17 protein-coding genes are annotated in these 19,125 nt (G+C 71.1%); 13 read left to right on the top strand and 4 right to left on the bottom strand.

What is annotated here, in order from left to right:
- Positions 1-86 precede the first annotated feature (86 nt).
- The 10 genes from B4N89_RS25325 (at position 87) to B4N89_RS25370 (ending at position 12,517) form a co-directional block, all read left to right on the top strand.
- Positions 87-2,297, top strand: a complete 2,211-nt coding sequence (locus B4N89_RS25325) for a peptidase C14 (protein ID WP_414646390.1) — start codon at positions 87-89, stop codon at positions 2,295-2,297.
- Positions 2,298-2,361: 64 nt separating this feature from the next.
- Complete coding sequence (locus B4N89_RS25330; protein ID WP_235618775.1) at positions 2,362-3,672, top strand: Gfo/Idh/MocA family protein; 1,311 nt, start codon at positions 2,362-2,364, stop codon at positions 3,670-3,672.
- A gap of 101 nt (positions 3,673-3,773) precedes the next feature.
- The gene (locus B4N89_RS25335; RefSeq protein WP_078978113.1) at positions 3,774-5,033 is read left to right on the top strand and encodes an ABC transporter substrate-binding protein; all 1,260 of its coding nucleotides are present in this window, start codon (positions 3,774-3,776) and stop codon (positions 5,031-5,033) included.
- Between the two features lie 83 nt (positions 5,034-5,116).
- Positions 5,117-6,022 (top strand): carbohydrate ABC transporter permease, encoded by a 906-nt coding sequence (locus B4N89_RS25340; RefSeq protein ID WP_078978114.1) that lies wholly within the window; start codon positions 5,117-5,119, stop codon positions 6,020-6,022.
- A 2-nt stretch (positions 6,023-6,024) separates the two neighbouring features.
- Complete coding sequence (locus tag B4N89_RS25345; protein ID WP_235618776.1) at positions 6,025-7,014, top strand: carbohydrate ABC transporter permease; 990 nt, start codon at positions 6,025-6,027, stop codon at positions 7,012-7,014.
- A gap of 16 nt (positions 7,015-7,030) precedes the next feature.
- Complete coding sequence (locus B4N89_RS25350; protein ID WP_414646391.1) at positions 7,031-8,104, top strand: NAD-dependent epimerase/dehydratase family protein; 1,074 nt, start codon at positions 7,031-7,033, stop codon at positions 8,102-8,104.
- 8 nt (positions 8,105-8,112) lie between these two features.
- Positions 8,113-9,177, top strand: a complete 1,065-nt coding sequence (locus B4N89_RS25355) for a dihydrodipicolinate synthase family protein (protein ID WP_235618777.1) — start codon at positions 8,113-8,115, stop codon at positions 9,175-9,177.
- The gene (locus B4N89_RS25360) at positions 9,161-10,243 is read left to right on the top strand and encodes a hydroxyacid dehydrogenase (protein WP_078978116.1); all 1,083 of its coding nucleotides are present in this window, start codon (positions 9,161-9,163) and stop codon (positions 10,241-10,243) included. The genes B4N89_RS25355 and B4N89_RS25360 overlap by 17 nt, the downstream gene beginning before the upstream one ends.
- Before the next feature lie 153 nt (positions 10,244-10,396).
- Complete coding sequence (locus B4N89_RS25365; RefSeq protein ID WP_078978117.1) at positions 10,397-11,248, top strand: fumarylacetoacetate hydrolase family protein; 852 nt, start codon at positions 10,397-10,399, stop codon at positions 11,246-11,248.
- Between the two features lie 117 nt (positions 11,249-11,365).
- Positions 11,366-12,517, top strand: coding sequence for a low temperature requirement protein A (locus tag B4N89_RS25370; RefSeq protein ID WP_161500810.1), 1,152 nt, complete (start codon positions 11,366-11,368; stop codon positions 12,515-12,517).
- A gap of 21 nt (positions 12,518-12,538) precedes the next feature.
- Here the strand turns inward: B4N89_RS25370 and B4N89_RS25375 are convergent, their stop codons facing one another.
- Complete coding sequence (locus B4N89_RS25375; RefSeq protein ID WP_078978119.1) at positions 12,539-13,150, bottom strand: TetR/AcrR family transcriptional regulator; 612 nt, start codon at positions 13,148-13,150, stop codon at positions 12,539-12,541.
- A 131-nt stretch (positions 13,151-13,281) separates the two neighbouring features.
- On the opposite strand from B4N89_RS25375, the gene B4N89_RS25380 reads away from it, so the two are divergent.
- The 3 genes from B4N89_RS25380 to B4N89_RS25390 all read left to right on the top strand — a co-directional run bounded on the left by B4N89_RS25380 (position 13,282) and on the right by B4N89_RS25390 (position 15,646).
- Entirely contained in the window at positions 13,282-14,025 is a 744-nt protein-coding gene (locus B4N89_RS25380; RefSeq protein WP_078978120.1) for an SDR family oxidoreductase, read from the top strand.
- A 126-nt stretch (positions 14,026-14,151) separates the two neighbouring features.
- Complete coding sequence (locus tag B4N89_RS25385; protein WP_078978121.1) at positions 14,152-14,640, top strand: isochorismatase family protein; 489 nt, start codon at positions 14,152-14,154, stop codon at positions 14,638-14,640.
- Positions 14,641-15,037: 397 nt separating this feature from the next.
- Positions 15,038-15,646, top strand: a complete 609-nt coding sequence (locus B4N89_RS25390) for a helix-turn-helix domain-containing protein (protein ID WP_143658078.1) — start codon at positions 15,038-15,040, stop codon at positions 15,644-15,646.
- A gap of 73 nt (positions 15,647-15,719) precedes the next feature.
- Here B4N89_RS25390 and B4N89_RS25395 read toward each other — a convergent pair whose 3' ends face one another.
- The 3 genes from B4N89_RS25395 to ddaH form a co-directional block, all read right to left on the bottom strand.
- Positions 15,720-16,478 (bottom strand): anti-sigma factor family protein, encoded by a 759-nt coding sequence (locus B4N89_RS25395; RefSeq protein ID WP_078978123.1) that lies wholly within the window; start codon positions 16,476-16,478, stop codon positions 15,720-15,722.
- A complete protein-coding gene (locus B4N89_RS25400; protein WP_078978124.1) occupies positions 16,475-17,038 on the bottom strand; it encodes a sigma-70 family RNA polymerase sigma factor in 564 nt (187 codons plus the stop codon). The genes B4N89_RS25395 and B4N89_RS25400 overlap by 4 nt, the downstream gene beginning before the upstream one ends.
- Before the next feature lie 256 nt (positions 17,039-17,294).
- Positions 17,295-18,140, bottom strand: a complete 846-nt coding sequence (gene ddaH, locus B4N89_RS25405; protein WP_349679005.1) for a dimethylargininase — start codon at positions 18,138-18,140, stop codon at positions 17,295-17,297.
- Positions 18,141-19,125 lie beyond the last annotated feature (985 nt).

Below are 19,125 nucleotides of genomic sequence, written 5' to 3' on the forward strand. Positions count from 1 at the left end.
GCCGCGCGTTTCCCTCCCCGGTCGGGAAACGACGTCATCGGCACGTGCCACGGGAAGCATCCTCCGTCGAAGGCCGAGGTTCCCCGATGAGCACGTCCCCCACTCCTTCCACCTCCGCCGCCACGCCGTCGGCCCCCGCTCCCGGGTCCTCGCGCCGACGGCTGCTCGCCGCCGGCGGTCTCGGCGGATTGTTGCTCGCCGGCACGGCCGCGGCGGGTACGGCCTCGGCCTCGCCCGACGACGACCGGCACGGCGCCGGCTCGCGCGACGTGTCGATGAGCGTGCCGAACGTGGCCGCGTTGTTGCGGATGAACGTCAGGCCCCTCGAGGCCGACGCGGTGGTGTTGGTCGCCGGCTACCACGCGGCGGGCGACGGCGGCGCGATGGTGGTGCGCTGGGACCCCCGCTCGAAGCTGGCGATCAACGGCGGCACCGTGCTCGCCGACCCCGCCGCCCGTCGAGACGGGCGGTGGATCCAGGTGCACGACGGGGTGATGGACTTCCGCCGGTTCGGCATCCTCGACGACAAGGTCCCCGCCGACGCCGCGCTCGACGCGATGGTCAACGACCCGTACATCCACCGCGTCGAAGCCCACAGCGACCTGCTCTTCGTCAAACGCCACACCTTCGCCCGCTCCCGCATCGTGCTCGACTTCGGCGGCCACACCGTGCGCACCACCGGCATCGAGAAGAACACCCACGACAACCCGTTCGGCGCCGTCCTGTACTTCCGGGGCAAGGTCACCGACACCGTGGTCAAGGCCAAGCTGTCCCAGCCGATGCCGGACCTCGCGGACGTGTTCGAGGTGCCGGACAGCGCGGCGTTCAAGGTCGGCGACTGGTGGGCGGTCACCATCGATCCCGAGCCCGGCAAGGGCAAGTACGAGCAGGAGGTGCAGCGCCTGGTCGAGATCACCGGGCGCGTCGACGCCACGCACATCCGGGTCGGCTACAAGATCGGATGGGACCTCGCCGCCGGCCGTACCTTCACCTGGACCCGGATCGAACCGGTGGACCGGGCGCACGTGCGCAACATGGTCTTCCAGGGCATCGCCGACGGCGACCAGTACACCGGATCGCACCCGATCGCCTACGAGTACACGACCAACTGCGATGTCGAACACGTCGACGCGGTGGGCACGTTCTGGCCGGTGATCATGCGGCGCTGGTGCACCCACTACCGCACCCGTGCCTGCTCGCTGCGCAACCCGGCGAGCGTGACCTGGGGCGGCGCCGGCTATCTCACCCAGCAGATCTACTGCCTGTACGGCCACGTCGAGGACTGCCACGTGGCGAACAGTCGGCACCTCAACGACCTGACCGCCTCCGCCTACTGCCACGTGACGAACTGTCACGGCGACGGCGACGACCAGGGCCCGTTCGTGACACACGGTCAGTTCGAGCACGACCTCGTCTACACCGGCAACTCCGGCCTGATGACGTTCGCCAACTCCGGCGCCGCGTGGGGGTCGGTGGCCAAGCGCATCACCGTCCGCAAGCATGTGTGCTCGTGGTTCGTGGCCCGGGTGAAGATCACCGATCTGACCCTGGAGGACATGCAGGTGATCGGCAGACCCGCGCTGTCCGGCTCCGGGATGCTCTGGGTCAACGCGGACGGCGTACAGATCCGCGGCTGCACCGCGTCGGGCCCGCTGGTCGTGTCGCAGGCCTCCAACCGGTCGCAACGCGCCAACGTGATCGCCGACTCGACGTTCACCCTGGCCAAGGACGCCGAGATCACCCAGGCGAGCGTGACCGGCGACCTGCACCTGGAACGGGTCACCCTCAAGGGACTGGACAACGCGGCGCTGCGCAACACCGGTCGACTCGTACTCACCGAGTGCACCCTGATCGGCGCGCCGAACGCCGCACCGGTCGCCGTCACCGGCGCCGCGCTGGCCGTGTCCGGCGGCGAACTGCGGGACACCGGGCTGCGGTTGGCGGGCACCGGTGAGCAGGGCGTGGCCCTGTCGCGCACCCGGCTCGGCGGTACCAACGCCGCCCGGGCACTGCTCTCGCGCACCGGCGGCGCCCGCACGGTCCGCTGGCAGTTGGACGGCTGCGTGTCCACCGCCGCCGACGCGGCCACCGCACACGTGCTGATCGGCGAGGGCACCAACCGCTACCGCGCGGCGGGCAACACCTTCGCCGGCGGCCGACTCGAACTGGCCGGGGCGGCCTTCGGCGGGACCGGCGCGCTGTTGCACAGCGGCTGCGTCGAGGACGGCGTCACCCGTACCGCGATGCCCGACGAGGGCCCGCGCGTCGCGCACACCGCCGGCAACCAACTGATCTGACCCGCCCGCACCCGGGCCCGCCGCCCCCTCGAATCCGCACCGCCCTCGCACCACGGGAAGTCCCATGACCGCCACCGGTTCGACCACGAACACCGCCATGCCGGCCCGCACCGACCGACCGGCCATCACCGACCGACCCGTACGGTTCGCGCTGGTCGGCGCGGGCAACCGGGGCCTGACCTACACCGATTGGATCCGCCGGCACCCCGACCGCGCCGAACTGGTCGCGGTGGCCGACCCGCGAGCTTCGGCCCGGACCGCGTCCGGGGCGAGCGTGCAGTTCGAGGACTGGCGACCGCTGCTCGACGAGCGCATCGCGGACGCGGTGATCGTGGCCACCCAGGACCGCGAACACGTCGAGCCGATCCTGGCGTTGGCCGAGGCCGGCTACGCGATCCTCACCGAGAAGCCGATGGCCGCCACCGAGGCCGACTGCCGGCGCATCCTCGACGGCGTGACCTCGGCCGGCGTGCCGTTCGCGGTGTGTCACGTGCTCCGGTACACCCCCTACACCGACCTGGTGAAGGGCGTCCTGGACTCCGGCGTGCTCGGTTCGATCGTCAGCCTGGACCTGCTGGAGCCGGTCGGCTGGTGGCACTACGCGCACAGCTACGTGCGCGGCCCCTGGAGCCGCGAGGCCGACTCGTCGCCGATGATCCTGGCCAAGTCCTCGCACGACCTGGACTGGATCGGCTACGTCACCGGTGCCCGGATCGAGACGGTGGCAAGCTTCGGCGGGCTCGCCCACTTCAAGCCGGAGAACGCGCCGGCGGGCTCGGCCCGCAACTGCCTGGACTGCGCGGTGGAGCCGGACTGCCCCTACTCGGGACCGAAGTTGTACTTCCCGGCGCTGCGCGAGACCGGCGACGCGTGGCCGATCAACCACGTCACCGACGCCGCACACGGCCCGGACGATCGGGCCGAGTTGGTCCGGGCGCTGCGCGAAGGGCCGTACGGGCGCTGCGTCTACCACTGCGACAACGACGTGGTGGACCACCAGGTGGTGGCGATGCGGCTGTCCGGCGGGATCACCGCGACCTTCACGATGACCGCGTTCACCGAGCAGACGCACCGTCAGGTACGGATCTTCGGCAGCCACGGCTGGTTGCGCGGCGACGGCGAGAAGGTCACCGTGCACACCTTCGCGGACGACCGGGTGGTCACGCACGACGCGGGCGCGTCCGGATCGAACGCGGCGGACGGACACGGCGGCGGGGACACCGCGCTGATCGACGCGTTCGTCACCGCGCTCGCCACCGGCGATGCCGCGCACATCCGCTCCAACGGCACCGACTCGCTCGGCAGCCACCTCGCCGCCTTCGCCGTCGAACGCTCCCGACTCGGCGGCAACACCGTGACCGTGCCGCGACGTTGAGCGCCCGCGCGGGGCGAAGGGCCTCCGCTGCCCCGACCTCGCCGCCTCGGTCCCCAGAACTGACACCCCGTCAAATCTCGCTGTCAGGAGACGCGATCCCCATGAGCAGAACCATCCGCCCGCGCACCGCCCGCATGATCGCCCTCCCGGTGCTGGCCACCGCCCTCATCGCAAGCCTGGCCGCCTGCGGCGGCTCGTCCGGTCCGGGCTCGGGCGGCAAGACCGTCACCACCTGGATGTACCCGGTGATCGCCGACGAGGCGAAGAACAAGGAGTACTGGGCCGGCCTGAGCGACGCGTTCGGCAAGGCCAACCCGGGCTACAAGGTCAAGGTCGAGACCTACCCGTGGGCCAACCGCGACACCGCGCTCGCCACCGCCATCGCGGCGAACAAGGGCCCGGACGTGGTCTACCTGGTGCCGGACCAGCTGCCCAAGTACGCGCGCAGCCTGGTGCCCGCCGACGACTACATGCCGCCCGCCGACAAGGCCGACTTCCGCAAGGCCGCGCTGGACTCGGTGAGTGTGGACGGCAAGCCGATGGCCACCCCGCTGCTGATGAGCGCCAATCCGCTGATCTGCGACAAGCGGGTGTTCGCCGCGATCGGCGAGACGAACTACCCGAGCACGTGGGACGACCTGCTCAACCTGGCGCCGAGGTTGAAGGAGAAGGGCTACCAGGCGACCAGCTACAGCGGCGACACCCAGCAGACGCTGAACCTGACCTGGTACCCGATGCTCTGGCAGGCGGGCGGGGACGTGTTCGCCGCCGACGGCAAGTCGGTCGCGTTCAACTCCGAGGCCGGGGTCAAGGCGCTGACCTACCTCAAAACCCTGGTGGAGAAGGGCTATACGGACAAGGACCAGGTCACCACCACGCCCAAGCTGGAGCAGACCCCGGTGGCCAAGGGCAAGGTCGCCTGCACCTGGCAGAACACCCCGGCCGACGTGGAGAAGTTCTGGGGCAAGGACAACATCGTGGTCAAGCCCCCGCTCAAGGACGCCAGGTCGGCGGGCTACGGCACGGTCGGCTCGTTCGCGATGCTCAAGGGCGCCAACAAGGACGCCGCGGGCAAGTGGATCTCGTTCGTGTCCAAGCCGGAGAACAGCCTGGCCCTGGTCAAGTCCAACGGCTACTTCCCGGCCCGCACCTCGGCCGCCGACCCGTACCCGGGCGACGCGCTCCAGGCGGACGTGGCCAAGACGCTCGACGTGATGAGCTCCGGCCCGCTCAAGGAGAAGTCGCGGGACGTGATGGGCGTGCTCGCGCCGGAGATCCAGGCCGCGCTGATCGGCAACAAGAGCCCCAAGGACGCGCTGAACGACGCGGCCAAGGCGGCGAACGCGCTGCTCGCGCGCTGACCCCGACCGGGCGGCCCGACCCCCGTGCGGGCCGCCCCCCTCCCGTTCCGTTCCATCCGCCTTCCCAGCCCCAGGAGGTCCCCGTGGCCGCAGTCGCGGAACAACCCCGCAGGCTCCGCCGACGCGGGCCGCACGCACGCCGCGAGGCCCGGATCGGGCTGCTGTTCGTCCTGCCCGCCTTCGTGCTGTTCGTGCTGTTCCGCTTCGGCCCGAGCATCGCCGGCGTGCTGCTCGGCTTCACCGACTACTCGCTGATGGACTCGCCGACGTTCACCGGCCTCGACAACTTCACCCGGCTGTGGGACGACCCGGTCTTCTGGTCCTCGCTCAAGGTCACCGTGCTCTACACGGTGATCACCGTGCCCGGCACGATCGTCGCCGCGATGGGTCTGGCCCTGCTGACCCGGCGCGCGTTTCGCGGATCCAAGCTGTTCCGCTCGATCTTCTTCCTGCCGGTGGTCACCAGCCTGGTGCTCGCCTCCACGGTGTTCATCTGGATCTTCTCCACCGACGGCCCGTGGTCGACGGTGATGGGATGGGTCGGCGGACACACCGGATCCTGGCTGGCCGACGATGTGTTCGTGGTGCCGGCGCTGGCCATCGTGGGCATCTGGTCGCGGTTCGGCTACGGCATGCTGATCCTGCTGGCCAGTCTGCAGAACGTGCCGCGCGAGTTGGAGGAGGCCGCGCTCACCGACGGCGCCGGCCCCTGGCAGCGCTTCCGCCACATCATCCTGCCGAGCCTGAAGCCCGCGCTGTTCTTCCTGGCCGTGATCGAGACCACGGCCAGCTTCCAGGTGTTCGACGCGGTGTACGTGATGACCGGCGGCGGCCCGGCGAACGCCAGTTACACGCTGGTCTTCCAGCTCTACGACGCCGGCTTCAAGTACTTCGATCTCGGCTACGCCAGCGCGATCGGCCTGGCCCTGTTCGTGCTGACGCTCATCGTCGCGGTCATCCAACGCCTGGTGATCGGGAAGGAGAAGTGACCATGTCCCTGGATACACACGGCACCCACGGCACCGACGAGGCCCGCGAGGTCGCGGTGATGGAGTCGCCGTCGGTGGTGGCGGCGAAGGGCGAACCCCGGCGCTTCCGGCCAGGGTCGCGCCGGCGCGACGGCTCCGGCGCGGGACGCGAACAGGACACCGTTCCGTACGCGCTGCGCGGCACCCGGCGGGGCAAGGTGCTGCGCGGCGTGCTGCTCGGCGTGGTGGCGCTGGCCACGATCTTCCCGTTCTACGCGATGGTCGTGTTGTCCCTGAAGCCGTCCGGCGCGGTCGAGTTCCCGGGCAGCCTGCTGCCGTGGAACCTGACCACGAGCGCGTACAGCGACGTGCTCGGCTCGCAGGACGTGCCCCAGTGGTTGATCAACACGCTCATCTACTCGATCGTCGGCGTGCTCGGCACGCTGCTGCTGTCCGCGCTGGCCGGCTACGCGTTCGCCAAGAAGCGTTTTCCCGGCCGCGAGGCGATGTTCTGGTCGTTCCTGTCGATGGTCATGGTTCCGTACCACGTGACGATGATCCCGACGTTCGTCCTGATCGCGAAGATGAACGGCGTCGACACCTACTGGGGCCTGATCCTGCCGTCGCTGGCCAACGCGCAGGCGGTGTTCCTGATGCGGCAGTTCATCCAGGGCCTGCCGGACGAGCTGTTCGAGGCGGCGAAGATCGACGGCGCCTCCGAGTTCCAGATCTTCGTCCGGATCGTGCTGCCGCTGATCAAGCCGATCATGGCCACGCTCGGCACGTTCGTCTTCCTGTGGCACTGGAACGACTTCCTGTGGCCGCTGATCGTCGGGCAGAGCACGGACATGCGCACGCTGACCGTCGGCATCGCCTCGCTGCAACAACAGAACGTGCCGCTCAACGTGGTCCTCGCGGGCTCGGTGGTCGCGTTCGTCCCCATCTTCATGGCCTACCTGGTGGGCCAGCGCTACGTCACCGAGGGCGTGGCGGCAACCGGAATCAAGGGCTGAGAGCTGATCACGCGTCATGAATGTTGCAGGAATAGCGGAATCGGTGCCGGTCCGGCCGACCGGATCGGTGTTTCCGGACGGTGAGGCCGCGCTGGAGGAACTGCTCGCGACACCGTCGGCCGGGCTGATCGCGGACCTGGCCGGGATCGAGGGCGACCTGGTCGTGCTCGGCGCCGGCGGCAAGATGGGCCCGAGCCTGTGCCGGCTGGCCCGGCGGGCGCTGGACGCGGGCGGTCGCGGTGACGTGAGCGTGTACGCGGTCTCGCGCTGGTCGGACCCGGCGGCGGCCCGCTCGTTGGCGGCGGACGGCGTACGCACCGTCGCGTTCGACCTGATGGACGGCGACCCGGCCGAACTGCCGGACGCGGGCAACGTGGTGTTCATGGTCGGCGCCAAGTTCGGCTCGGCCGGCGCGCCGGAGCACGCGTGGGCGGTGAACGCGGCGCTGCCGGACCGGATCGCGCGCCGCTACCCGGACGCGCGGATCGCCGCGTTCTCGACCGGCAATGTGTATCCGCTGGTCGCGGCCGGCTCCGGGGGCAGCGTGGAGACCGACCCGGTGGGGCCGGTCGGTGAGTACGCGATGTCGTGCCTGGGCCGGGAGCGGGTGTTCGCACACGCGGCGAGCACGCGGGGCACCCGGGTGGCGCTGATCCGACTGAACTACGCGGTGGATCTGCGGTACGGGGTACTCGCCGACATCGCGGCGGCGGTGTACGCGGGCGAGGCGGTGGATGTGACGACGGGTCAGGCCAACGTCGTGTGGCAGGGATACGCGAACGAGGTCGCGCTGCGCAGCCTCGGGCACGCGGCGGCGGTACCGTTCACGATCAACCTCACCGGCCCGGAGACCGCGTCGGTGCGACGCCTCGCGGCCCGGTTCGGTGCGGAGTTCGGGCGGGAGGCGGCGGTGGCGGGCGTCGAGTCGGGCAGCGCGCTGCTGTCGGACGCGAGCCGCTGTCACGAGCTGTTCGGCTATCCCGACGTTCCCCTGCGCACACTCGTGGCCTGGCAGGCGGAGTGGATCCGGCGCGGTCATCCGCTGTCCGGGAAGGCCACCAAGTTCCAGGTCCGCGACGGAAAGTTCTGAGGCACAACGTGATCAACTCCGATACGGCCGCGTCGAGTACTCCCGACTCGCCGATCGAACTGCTGCTTTCGGGCACGGTGATTCCCGCGCATCCACTCGCGTTGGACGCCGAGGGACGATTCGACGAGCGGCGGCAGCGGGCGCTGACCCGCTACTACCTCGCGTCCGGCGCGGGCGGCGTCGCGGTCGGCGTGCACACCACGCAGTTCGAGATCCGCAAACCCGAGGTCGGGCTGTTGCGGCCGGTGCTCGAACTGGCCGCCGAGACCGTGGCGCGCGAGGCGGGGCGGCCGGTGGTGCGGGTGGCCGGCGCATGCGGCTACACCGCGCAGGTGGTGGCCGAGGCCGAACTCGCCGCCTCGCTCGGTTATGACGCGGTGTTGCTGAGCCCGGCGGTGCCGGGCGCGGACGAGCAGGGGCTGCTGGATCGGGCCCGCGCGGTCGGCGAGGTGTTGCCGGTGATCGGCTTCTACCTCCAGGACGCGGTGGGCGGGCGGTTCCTGACCCCGGGGTTCTGGCGCGCGTTCGCCGACATCCCGTCGGTGGCGGCGATCAAGATAGCGCCGTTCGACCGCTACCGGACCGCCGACGTGCTCGGCGCGATCGCTTCGGCGGACCGGGCGGGCGAGGTCGCGCTGTACACCGGCAACGACGACGCGATCATCACCGACCTGTTGACCCCGTATCGGGCCGGCGACCGGCCCCGCTGGTTCGCGGGCGGGCTGCTCGGTCAGTGGGCGGTGTGGACGTCGACGGCGGTCACCCTGCTGGAGCGGGTCCGCCGGGCGCGGGCGGGCGATCACCCGACGATGATCGAACTGCTGCGGCAGGCGCCGGAGTTGACCGACGCGAACTCGGCCGTCTTCGACGTGCGCGGCGGGTTCCGCGGCTGCATCGCCGGTGTGCACGAAGTGCTGCGGCGACAGGGGTTGTTGGCGGGGACCCGGTGCCTGGACCCGGCCGAGACGATGTCGCCGGGGCAGGCCGAGGAGATCGACCGGGTGACCTCGGCGTACCCGTGGCTGACCGACGACACCTTTGTCCGGGAGCACCTCGATGCCTGGCTCGGGTGAGGCGCGATTCGACCGGCCCGGGGCGGACGGGGGACCGGCCGTGGTGGCGGTCGCCGTACCGCCGGGACTGCGGACGGAGTTCTTCGGCGAGACGGCGGACGCGGCTGCGGGTGAGCCCGAGGTCGGCGTACTGACGGAGCGGCTGCGGGGTCTCGGGCGAATCGTGGTCGTGGACGATCCCCGGGATCTCCCGGCCCTGCGCGCGGCGTTCGCGCGGGCGGACGTGGTGGTGTCCTCCTGGGGCATGCCGCGGTTGACCGGCGAACTGCTCGCGGCGGCACCCCGGGTGGGGCTGCTCGCGCACACCGGCGCCGCGATCGCCCCGTACGTCGGCGCCGACGCCTTCGCGCGCGGCGTGCGGGTGACCCAGGCCGGCCAGGGGATGGCGCGGTCGGTGGCCGAGGTCGCACTGGCCTTCACGCTCGCGCTGCTGCACCGGACCCATCGCTACGACCACGCGCTGCGCGGCGGACGGGAATGGGCCGCGGCCTCGGTGGCACCGCCCCGGCACGAGGTGTTCGGCGCCCGGATCGGTGTGGTCGGCGCGTCCCGCACCGGTCGGGCGTACATCGAGGTGGTGCGCGCTCTCGGTGCTCGGGTGCAGGTCGCCGACCCCACCCTGACCGCGCCGGAAGCGGCCCGGATCGGCGCCGAACTCGTGCCGCTTGACCGTTTGTTGTCCACGAGTCGGATCGTCGCGCTGCACGCGCCGTCGTTGCCGGAGACACGACACCTGATCGGCGCCCGGGAGTTGGCCCTGCTGGCGGACGGCGCCGGCCTGGTGAATACGGCACGGTCGTGGCTGGTCGACGAGGACGCACTGCTGGCCGCGTTGCGTACCGGGCGAATCGATGCCGCGCTGGACGTGTACGACGCCGAGCCGTTGCCCCTCGGGCATGGGTTTCGGGCATTGCCCAACGTGCTGCTGACTCCGCATCAGGCCGCCGGTACGGTCGAGTGTCGCCGCCGACAAGGCGACATCGTCGTCGACGAGGTGGAGCGCTATCTGACGGGTCGTTCACTCGACCACGAGGTCGGCCCGGAGGCGCTGATCCGCGTCGGCTGAAGCAGGCCGTTCGGTGCTGTGTGCTGTGTGCTGTGTGCTGTGCGCTGAGTGCCGTGTGCTGTGCGCTGTGCGCCATCACGCCGCGTGCGGCGTGCGGTCCGCCTTTGGTCGGCATCCCCATATCCCTACCCATACCTACCTGGAGAGTTCACCGTGCGCCTGATGCGCGTAGGCGAGCCCGGCAACGAACGCCCCGTGCTGTTCGCCGCCGACGGCAGCCACTTCGACCTGAGCCGGCTCACCGCCGACATCGACGGCGCGTTCTTCGCCTCCGACGGCGTCGAGCGGGTCCGCGAGGCCGCGACGGCGGGTACGCTGCCGGAGCTGGACGTCGCGGGCCTGCGCGTCGGCGCCCCGGTGGCCCGGCCCGGCGCGGTCCTGTGCATCGGTCAGAACTACGCGGCGCACGCGGCCGAATCCGGCGCCGAGCCGCCGACCACGCCGATCCTGTTCTACAAGACGCCGCACACCGTGGTCGGCCCGTACGACGACGTGTTGATCCCGCGCGGCGCGGTCAAGACCGACTGGGAGGTCGAACTCGCCGTCGTGATCGGCCGCCGGGCCCGCTACCTCGACTCGCCGAAGGAGGCCCTGGCACACGTCGCGGGGTACACGATCAGCAACGACGTCTCCGAACGCGCCTTCCAGCTGGAGCAGTCGGGTGGGCAGTGGTCCAAGGGCAAGAACTGCGAGACGTTCAACCCGCTCGGCCCGTGGCTGGTGACCGCCGACGAGGTTCCCGATCCGCAGACGCTCGGGCTGCGTTCGTGGGTCGGCGGGGATGTCCGGCAGGACTCCTCCACGGCCGACATGATCTTCGGCGTGGGGTACCTGATCCACCACCTGTCGCACTATCTGGTGCTGGAGCCGGGCGACATCGTCAACACCGGTACGCCGCAGGGCGTCGCGCTGTCCGGCCGATTCCCCTACCTGGTCGAGGGCGACGTGATGGAACTGGAGATCGACCGACTGGGTCGGCAGCGGTCGCATCTGGTCCAGGCCTGACGAACGTCGTTCGCCGCGCGGGCGCCGGTCGGGGGAGAACCCGACCGGCGCCTCGTGCGTGCGTGGGGTAGTCGTAGGATCGGCCGGCGTGTCGGGCCGGTTTGTGGGGGGATTCGGGTGACTGAGGCGGTGGGGGAGCGGCGGGCCACCTGGTTCGAGCTGTTCTGTGACCTGGTGTTCGTGGCCGCCGTCGGGCAGGTCGTGCACCGGGTGGGGGAGCAGCCCACGGGCGGGTCGGTGGCGGGAGCCGCGGCACTGTTCGTGCCGGTGTGGTGGACCTGGGTGCTGTACACGGTGCGGGCCAATCGATTCGATCCGGACGACTCCGCGCATCGGTTGATCACCGTGGTGGGGATGGCGGCCGTGGCCGCGATGGCGGTGTTCGTCGGCGGGGTCGGACACGGAACCGGGGCGAATGTCGGCTTCGTGGCGGGCTACCTCGGCGCGCGCGGGGTGATCGTGTTCTCGTACGCCTGGGGTGCTCGATCCGACCCGAGCTTCCGGCCGATCCTGCGCTCGTTCGGCACGATGTCGACGCTGACCGGTTCGGTGTGGGTCCTCGGTCTGCTGGTGCCCGGGGACTCGGTCCGCTACGGGCTCTGGGCGGTCGCGATGGCCGGCGAGTTGTCGCTGCCGTTCCTGGCCCGCCGCCGGATCGCCGCCGCCTCGCACGACGCGGAGCATCTGCGCGAGCGTTTCGGGCTGTTCACGATCATCGTGATCGGCGAGGCGGTGCTGGGCTGCACCGGCGGTCTCGCCGACGGCGGGCGCGACGCGGTGTCGACGGGGCTGATCGGGCTCAGCGCGTTCGCGCTGTGCGCGTGTGTCTGGTGGATGTACTTCAACGCGAGCGCGACCCGGGTGGGCGGTCACGAGGAGATCGCCACCAGCGCGGTCCTGCGCGACGTGTACGTCTTCGGCCATCTGCCCACCCAGTTGGGCATCGCGGTGACCGGGGCGGCGATCGGTACGGTCGTCGGCGGCGACGACCGGCACGTGTCCAGGGCGACCGCCGCGTGCCTGCTCGGCGGGATCGTGCTGTTCCTGGTCGCCGGGGCGGGGGTACGCGCGGCGTTCGCGGGCTCGCGCGATGCGACGGTGTGGATCAGGGTCGGCGCCGCGGCGATGGTGTCGGCGCTGCTGCCCGCCGCCGGGGTGCTGCCGGTGGCGGGTCTGATCGGCGCGACCGCCACGATCCTCGTCGTGACGGCGGCGGCCGAGGGACCGGCGACCCGCCGACGACTGGCGGAGTCGGCCGCGCGGGGGTGACGCGGGATCGGGTCGCGCCGCTCAGGGACCAACGGATCCCGCCCCGGCCTGGGCGGTGAGGGCCGCGCCGAGGGCCGCGGCGGCCTCGTCCGACAGGGGGCGATGGGCCAGCAGGAAGCGGTACCAGAACAGTCCGTAGAACTGGTCCACGATCAGATCGAGGTCGGCATCGGGCGCGAGTTCGTCGGGGTGCCCGGCCAGCAGCGCGCGCAGCGCGTCCCGGCGGGACTCGGTGAACGTGCGGACCAGGTCGGCGGCATGCGGATCGCGCGCCGCCTCGCGGACCAGCGAGCGCAGGACGGCGGCCGTCGACTCGGCCCGGGCGCCGCGGAATGTGGCGGTGACGAAGGACGTCAGATCGGCGCGCAGCGTCTCGCCCCGAGGCGGTGACACGACGTCACCGGCCAGGTCGGTCAGAGCCTCCAGCAGGACCGCGCCCTTCGACGGCCACCAGCGGTAGATGGTCTGTTTCCCGACGCCGGCCGCGCGCGCGATGGTGTCGATCGTCACGGGCGCGCCGCCCGACTCGGCGAGCAGGACGAGTACGGCGTCCAGGATCGCGCGGCGGGCGTCCTCGTTGCGGCGTCGACCGGTGTGCGCGCGGCGGGGGGTGTCGTCGTCGGGGTTCGTCATGGAATCAGCATAGCCGCTTGACGAGACTGCCGGTCTCGGTAATGCTTTGTCGAGACGGAAGGTCTCGGTAAAACTCCCGAGCCCTTCCGGCACCTGCATCGGGTCGTACGAAGAGAAGGCAAGGCACCGTCATGGCTCTGTCCCGTTCCCTGCAAGGTCAGCACGTCGTCGTCATGGGCGGCACCTCCGGAATCGGCGAGGCGACCGCCGGCCTGCTGGCCGCCGACGGCGCGGAGGTCGTGGTCACCGGCCGCGACCGGGCACGGCTCGACGCCGCCGTCGAGCGCATCGGCGGCAAGACCACCGGATACCGGCTCGACGGCGCGAATCAGGCCGAGGTGGCCGAGTTCTTCGCGGCGTCGGTCGAGCCGATCGACCACCTGGTCCTGGCGCTGAGCGGCGCCGCCGGCAGCGGCCCGATCGCGGGCCTGGACCTGGAGCAACTGGCGGCCGGCTTCGCGGGCAAGTTCTGGCCGTTCGTGCGGATCGTCCAGGCGGCGCTGCCCAGGCTGGCCGCGCACGCCTCGGTGACGTTCGTGACCGCGGCCTCCGCTCGGGCGGCCTTCCCCGGTACCGCCGGACTGGCCGCGATCAACGGCGCGTTGGAGGCGATGGTGCCGCCGCTGGCGGTCGAACTCGCGCCGATCCGGGTCAACGCGGTCTCCCCGGGCGTGATCGACACCCCGTGGTGGGACACGATCCCGAGCGAGGCCCGCGCCGAACTCTTCACCGGGATCAGCGCCGCGACCCCGGTCGGCCGGGTCGGCCACGCCGACGAAGTGGCCGATGTGATCCGGATGTTCGTGGGCAACGGCTTCGTGACGGGGACGGTGATCGACTGCACCGGGGGTGCGAACCTGGCCACCGGCCGCTGAGTGTCGGTGCGTCGGTGGCCGGTGGCCGGTGGCGGGTGGCCGGGTGGGCGCACCGTCACACGGCCCGGTGCCGGACCCGCGGCCCGGGTCCGGCGCCGAGCGGACGGCGTGTCTACGATCTCGACCGTGACTACCGCGCTGATTCTCATCGATCTCATGCCCCGCATCGTCGCGTTGCCGGTGGCACCGCACTCGGGCGAGGACGTGCTCGCCCGCTGCCGCCGGTTGGCCGACGTCTTCCGGGCCGACGGAAACCCGGTGGTCCTGGTACGGGCGGACCGCCCCGGCGTCGCGGAGCAGCCGCCCGGGAGCGACTTCGCGGAGGGGCTGGTCCGGCCCGGCGACGTGACGATCGTGAAGCACACCGTCGGCGCGTTCCACGGGACCGACCTGGACGCGCAGTTGCGGGCGAGGGGCGTGGAACGGCTGGTGCTGGCGGGCCTGGTCACCACCATGGGTGTGGAGTCCACGGCCCGGGCCGCCGACGACCACGGCTACGAGGTCGAGTTCGTGGCCGACGCGATGTCCGGGTTCGCGGCGGACGAGCACGACTTCACCGTGGAGCGCATCTTTCCGCGCTTCGGAACGGTGCGAACCGCGGCTTCCTACGGCTGATTCCGAATGCCGCGCGCGCGGCATGACCGAGGCACTGCGCAACGGTGGCCGAAATCTTCCGGGTTCCTGCCCGATCGGGTGTGCGGAAGGTGATCGGGACGTCGCTCGGGTTCGCGGAAGTCGCAAGGCGCGCGCATGCCGACCGTGTGCGGCCCGCGTACCACCCACGAACCCTCCGGACCCGATCGATCCTCGACCGATCCGGACCGGATGGCCGGTCGGTCCCGCTCGCCGTCGGTGCCGATCCGCCCCGGCACCCGGACGTCGGCTCAAAGTCGCGGTCCGGACTTTCTATGCTTGCCGCGTGACCGACCCCAATGACCTCGATGTCCCACCGGCTTTCTCGCCGTCCGCAGCCGCCTCCGCACGGGGGGTGATGGCGCTAACCTGCGAGCGTGTGGCCGCGACATTGGCTTCGTACGAGCTGCGGGTGATGCCGTCGACCGTGGCCCAGTGGGAAGCCGGTACGGAACGCCCGAACGAAGCCGAACTGCTCGCCCTCGCCAAATCCTTGGTCGTGCCCGTGAGCCGACTGATGGGCGGCCGGCCGACCAACCTCCAGGACCACCGGATCGCGGCCGGCCTCACCCGTGCCGAACTGGCCAAGCGGGTGCGGATGCGGGAGGTGGGCTACACCCGGCTCGAACGGGCGAACAAGTGGCGGGCCGACGAGGAGCGGACCGGATTCCTGGTCCGCGCGCTCGGCCTTTCCATGCAGGACCTGGCCGAAGTGTCGGGTGTCGGCCCGGAGTTGGAGAATCTGCTGGCCGAGGCCGTGGTGGGCCGCTGGAAGACGCAACTGCCCGACATCACCCGGCTGATCGGGATGCGCCGCAAGCGCATCGGCGAGGTGCTCGAGGTGCTCAGTTCGGTCTTCCCCGAGGGCATGGACGTGGCCGACGTGCCGCGGGCCGCCGTGGTCGAGCGATTCTGGGGCCTGCTCGGCGACCCGGTCGCCGACCCGGGCGCGCCCGGGGTCTGGTTGCTCCAGGGCCGCTTCGCCTAGAACCCGTTCGGTGTGCCGGTGCCTCGGAACACCCGTTCCGAGGCACCGGCACCGGTACCGGCACCGCCCGCGGTTACACCGGCACGCTGACCAGCGTGCCCCCGTCGGACGTGCGTACGTCGAAGCGGGCCAGATCGCCCTTCGGGGTCCAGGTCCCGGTCTGCAGCACCAGCGGGGCCTCCGAGCCCGGGACGCCGTAGCCCTTCGGCGGCACCATCCAGGAGGAGATCTGCTGCTCCTTCCCCGCCCTGTCGACCGCGACCAGTGAACACTTCAACGGGCCGCGGACGTTGCGCAGTTCGAGCGCCAGGTTGGTACCCCACGCCTTGTTCTCCAGGGCGATCCGCGCGACGGCGCCGCCGTTCGGCCCGGTCGCGGCCACCACCTGCCCGTTCGCGGCGATCACGGCCATCGGGTCGCCCGGCACCACCCGGGTCGCGGTGGACGACTCGTCCTTGAACCAGGTCCGCCCGGTCAGTACGCCGGCACCCAGGCCGATCACCAGAAGTGCCACGCACGCGGCGATCAGCAACGAGCGCCGCGGCACGCGGCGGGCCACCCGGCGCGCGGCGAGTTCGTCCACGGGAGCAGCCGCCGCCGGCGGAGCTACGGCCGGCCCGGTCGGCGCGGGTTCACCCCTGGTCTCCGGCAGCTCGTACACCCCCTCGTCGCGCAGCTCGGTCAGCAGCGTGGCCATGCCGGAGAAGTCCGCCAGCTCGTCCAGGCAGCGCTCGCACGTGGCCAAATGCTCCTCGAACGCCTCCCGGTCGGCCGGTTCCAGCAGTCCGAGGGCATACGCGCCGACATCCGCGTGTTCGGGTTGGACGCTCATGACGACACCCCCCTCTCCTCCAGGACGACCCGCAGGGCGCGCAGCGCGTAGTACACGCGCGACTTCGCCGTACCGGCCGGGATGCCGAGTACGTCGGCCGCCTGATTGACAGTACGGTCACGGAAGAAGGTTTCGATCAAAATTTCCCGGTGCGATGCGGAAAGCGCGTCCAGCGCGTCGCCGACCACGACCGAGCGCAGCAGGCGGTCGACCTCGTCGCCGGTGGGCAGCGTGGCCAGCCGCTCGTCGCCGATCTCCGGCGGGCGGGCCGAGCGGGCCCGTTGTTCGTCGATGACCAGGCGGCGGGCCACGGTGACCAGCCACGGCAGCAGCGGGGCGGCGGGATCCAGCTTCTCCCGGTTGCGCCAGGCGCGGACCAGCACCTCCTGCACGCTGTCCTCGGCCCGCTGGCGGTCGCCGCCGTTCAACCGCGAGACGACCGCGAGCAGCGGTCGGGAATACTCGCGGTAGAGCATCGCGACGAACCTGGTCTCATCGTCGCCACCCGGCGGGTCGTCGGTACCCGGCGGGCCCGACCCCGGCGTGTCCACATCGGACATCCGCGACGGCCTCCTCACCCCGTAGTCGGGATCCGAGTCCCCGGAACCGCACACACCGTCCCCGGAACTGGCAATACCCTAGGGGAACCGGAATCGCGCCTCGGCCGGGCCGGCCCGCCGCCGTCGATGGGGCCGGGGCGGCGTCGCGGTGTCGGCGGTGGCCGCGACGGTGCCGGCGCGAGGCCGGGGGCCGTCCCGTCGACGGGATCCGGGCATTTCGGGCGACCCGGCCGGCACCGTTTCGGCGACCGGTCGGTCAGCGCCGCAGCTCCAGCGTGCAGCACTTGGTGTTGCCGCCGGCCTTCAGCAGCTCGGTCAGGTCGATGCCCTGGGGGACGTAGCCGCGCTCGCGCAACTGCGGGCCGAGGAGCGGAACGGCGCGCTCCGGGAGCAGTACGTGCCGGCCGTCGGAGAGCGCGTTGAGCCCGAACGTGGCGGCGGCGGCCTCGTCGGCCAGGATCGCGTCCGGGAAGCGCTCGGCCAGGACGCGGCGGCCGGCCTCGTCGAACGCCTCCGGGTAGTACATGATCTCGTCGGGACCGAGCACGGACAGCGCGGTGTCCAGGTGGTAGAACCGCGGGTCGACCAGGGTCAGGCCGAGTACGGGCAGGCCGAAGAACTCGCGGGCCTCGTCGTGCGCCCGCGGATCGCTGCGGAAGCCGCTGCCGGCCAGCAGTTGGCCGCCGACCAGGAGGAAGTCCCCCTCGCCCTCGTTGACGTACTCGGCCTGGTGGACCTCGGCCCAGCCGTCGGCGCGGAACCAGTCGAGGTAGGCGGCGGACTCGTCGACGCGCTGTCGGTGGCGGAAACGGGCCACCAGCACCCGGCCGTCCACGACGGTGGCGCCGTTCGCCGAGAACACCATGTCGGGCAGTCCGGGCACCGGTTCGATCAGCGCCACGTCGTGCCCGAGCGCGACGTAGGCGTCGTGCAGGCGTTTCCACTGGGCCAGACCGGTGTCCGCCGACGTGGGCACGCTCGGGTCCATCCACGGATTGATCGAATAGGTGACGTCGAAGTAGGTCGGCCGGCACATCAGATAGCGGCGCGGTCGAACCGTTCGGTTGTCGTGCGGAGTTCGTTCGGTACCTGTCTGGGGCACGTTGATTCCCTTGTTCTCCGTGATTGTGTCCGGGGGATGAAATCAATGCCGAATTCGGCGGTGTGCGACACCGGAGGAAAACACGGTGTGCGCCCGATGGCGCGGGCATACCGGAAAAGAGCGGGATTGCCGCCGATCGAAACTAGCACGAGGTTCGACCGGATATCCGTCCCGTTGACAGGACAGCCGTCGATTCGGTCGACGCGGTGCCGTGAAAGCGGTTCGCGACGGGTCGCGGCGGAGATCGCCAATCGCGCTTTCCGGCGGACCTGCGGCCGTATTTCCCACCGACGCGGGCGTCGCCGCCCGAGCCGGCGAGGTCGGGGTCCGACCCGGCGGAGCGAACCCGGGACGACCGAGGCGAACGCCCACGCGACCGAGCGGGCGCTCACGCCCGCACTCGGGTCCGCATCCACATCGACGCTCGCATCGGCACCCACATCGCACCCGTATCGACGCCCGCATCGACACCCGGATCGGCCTCCCCGATCACCCCCACGACCCCCGTGTCCGATCGCGCGCGCGACACGCCGCGCACCCCGACAGCTCCCCCGAGACCGTTCCGGCACTTCTTCCCGTCCGGTCGCACCCCGCCGTGGCGCCGACACACGGCGTGTTCGCCGGCCGGATCGCGTCGCCGACGCGACGTCCATCGAGACGTCGACCCGGTATTCGAAACAACCATCCGGATGGTGATCGGAGGTTCCCCGTCACGCCTTGCCGTGAATATCCGAGGGCGGTGCGTTAGGAAGGCGTCAATACGCATGAGTAGCCGAGTGGGGAGCGGTCCGCTTCGTCTATAGTGACCGCCCCGCAAGAGCGGTCGAAGTGTAACGCCGAGTGTGCCGGGTCCGGGCCTGCGGCCAACCGATTGCCTTTCCTGCGGGTTGGCTTGTGGGACGATCCGGTTGGTCGATTCATTCCCGCCGTCGGCGAAATGCCGATGAACACCAACCCAACAGTTGCGTAGGCAATCGGTCGCGAA

It is taken from the genome of Embleya scabrispora (assembly GCF_002024165.1).
Classification (GTDB): domain Bacteria; phylum Actinomycetota; class Actinomycetes; order Streptomycetales; family Streptomycetaceae; genus Embleya; species Embleya scabrispora_A.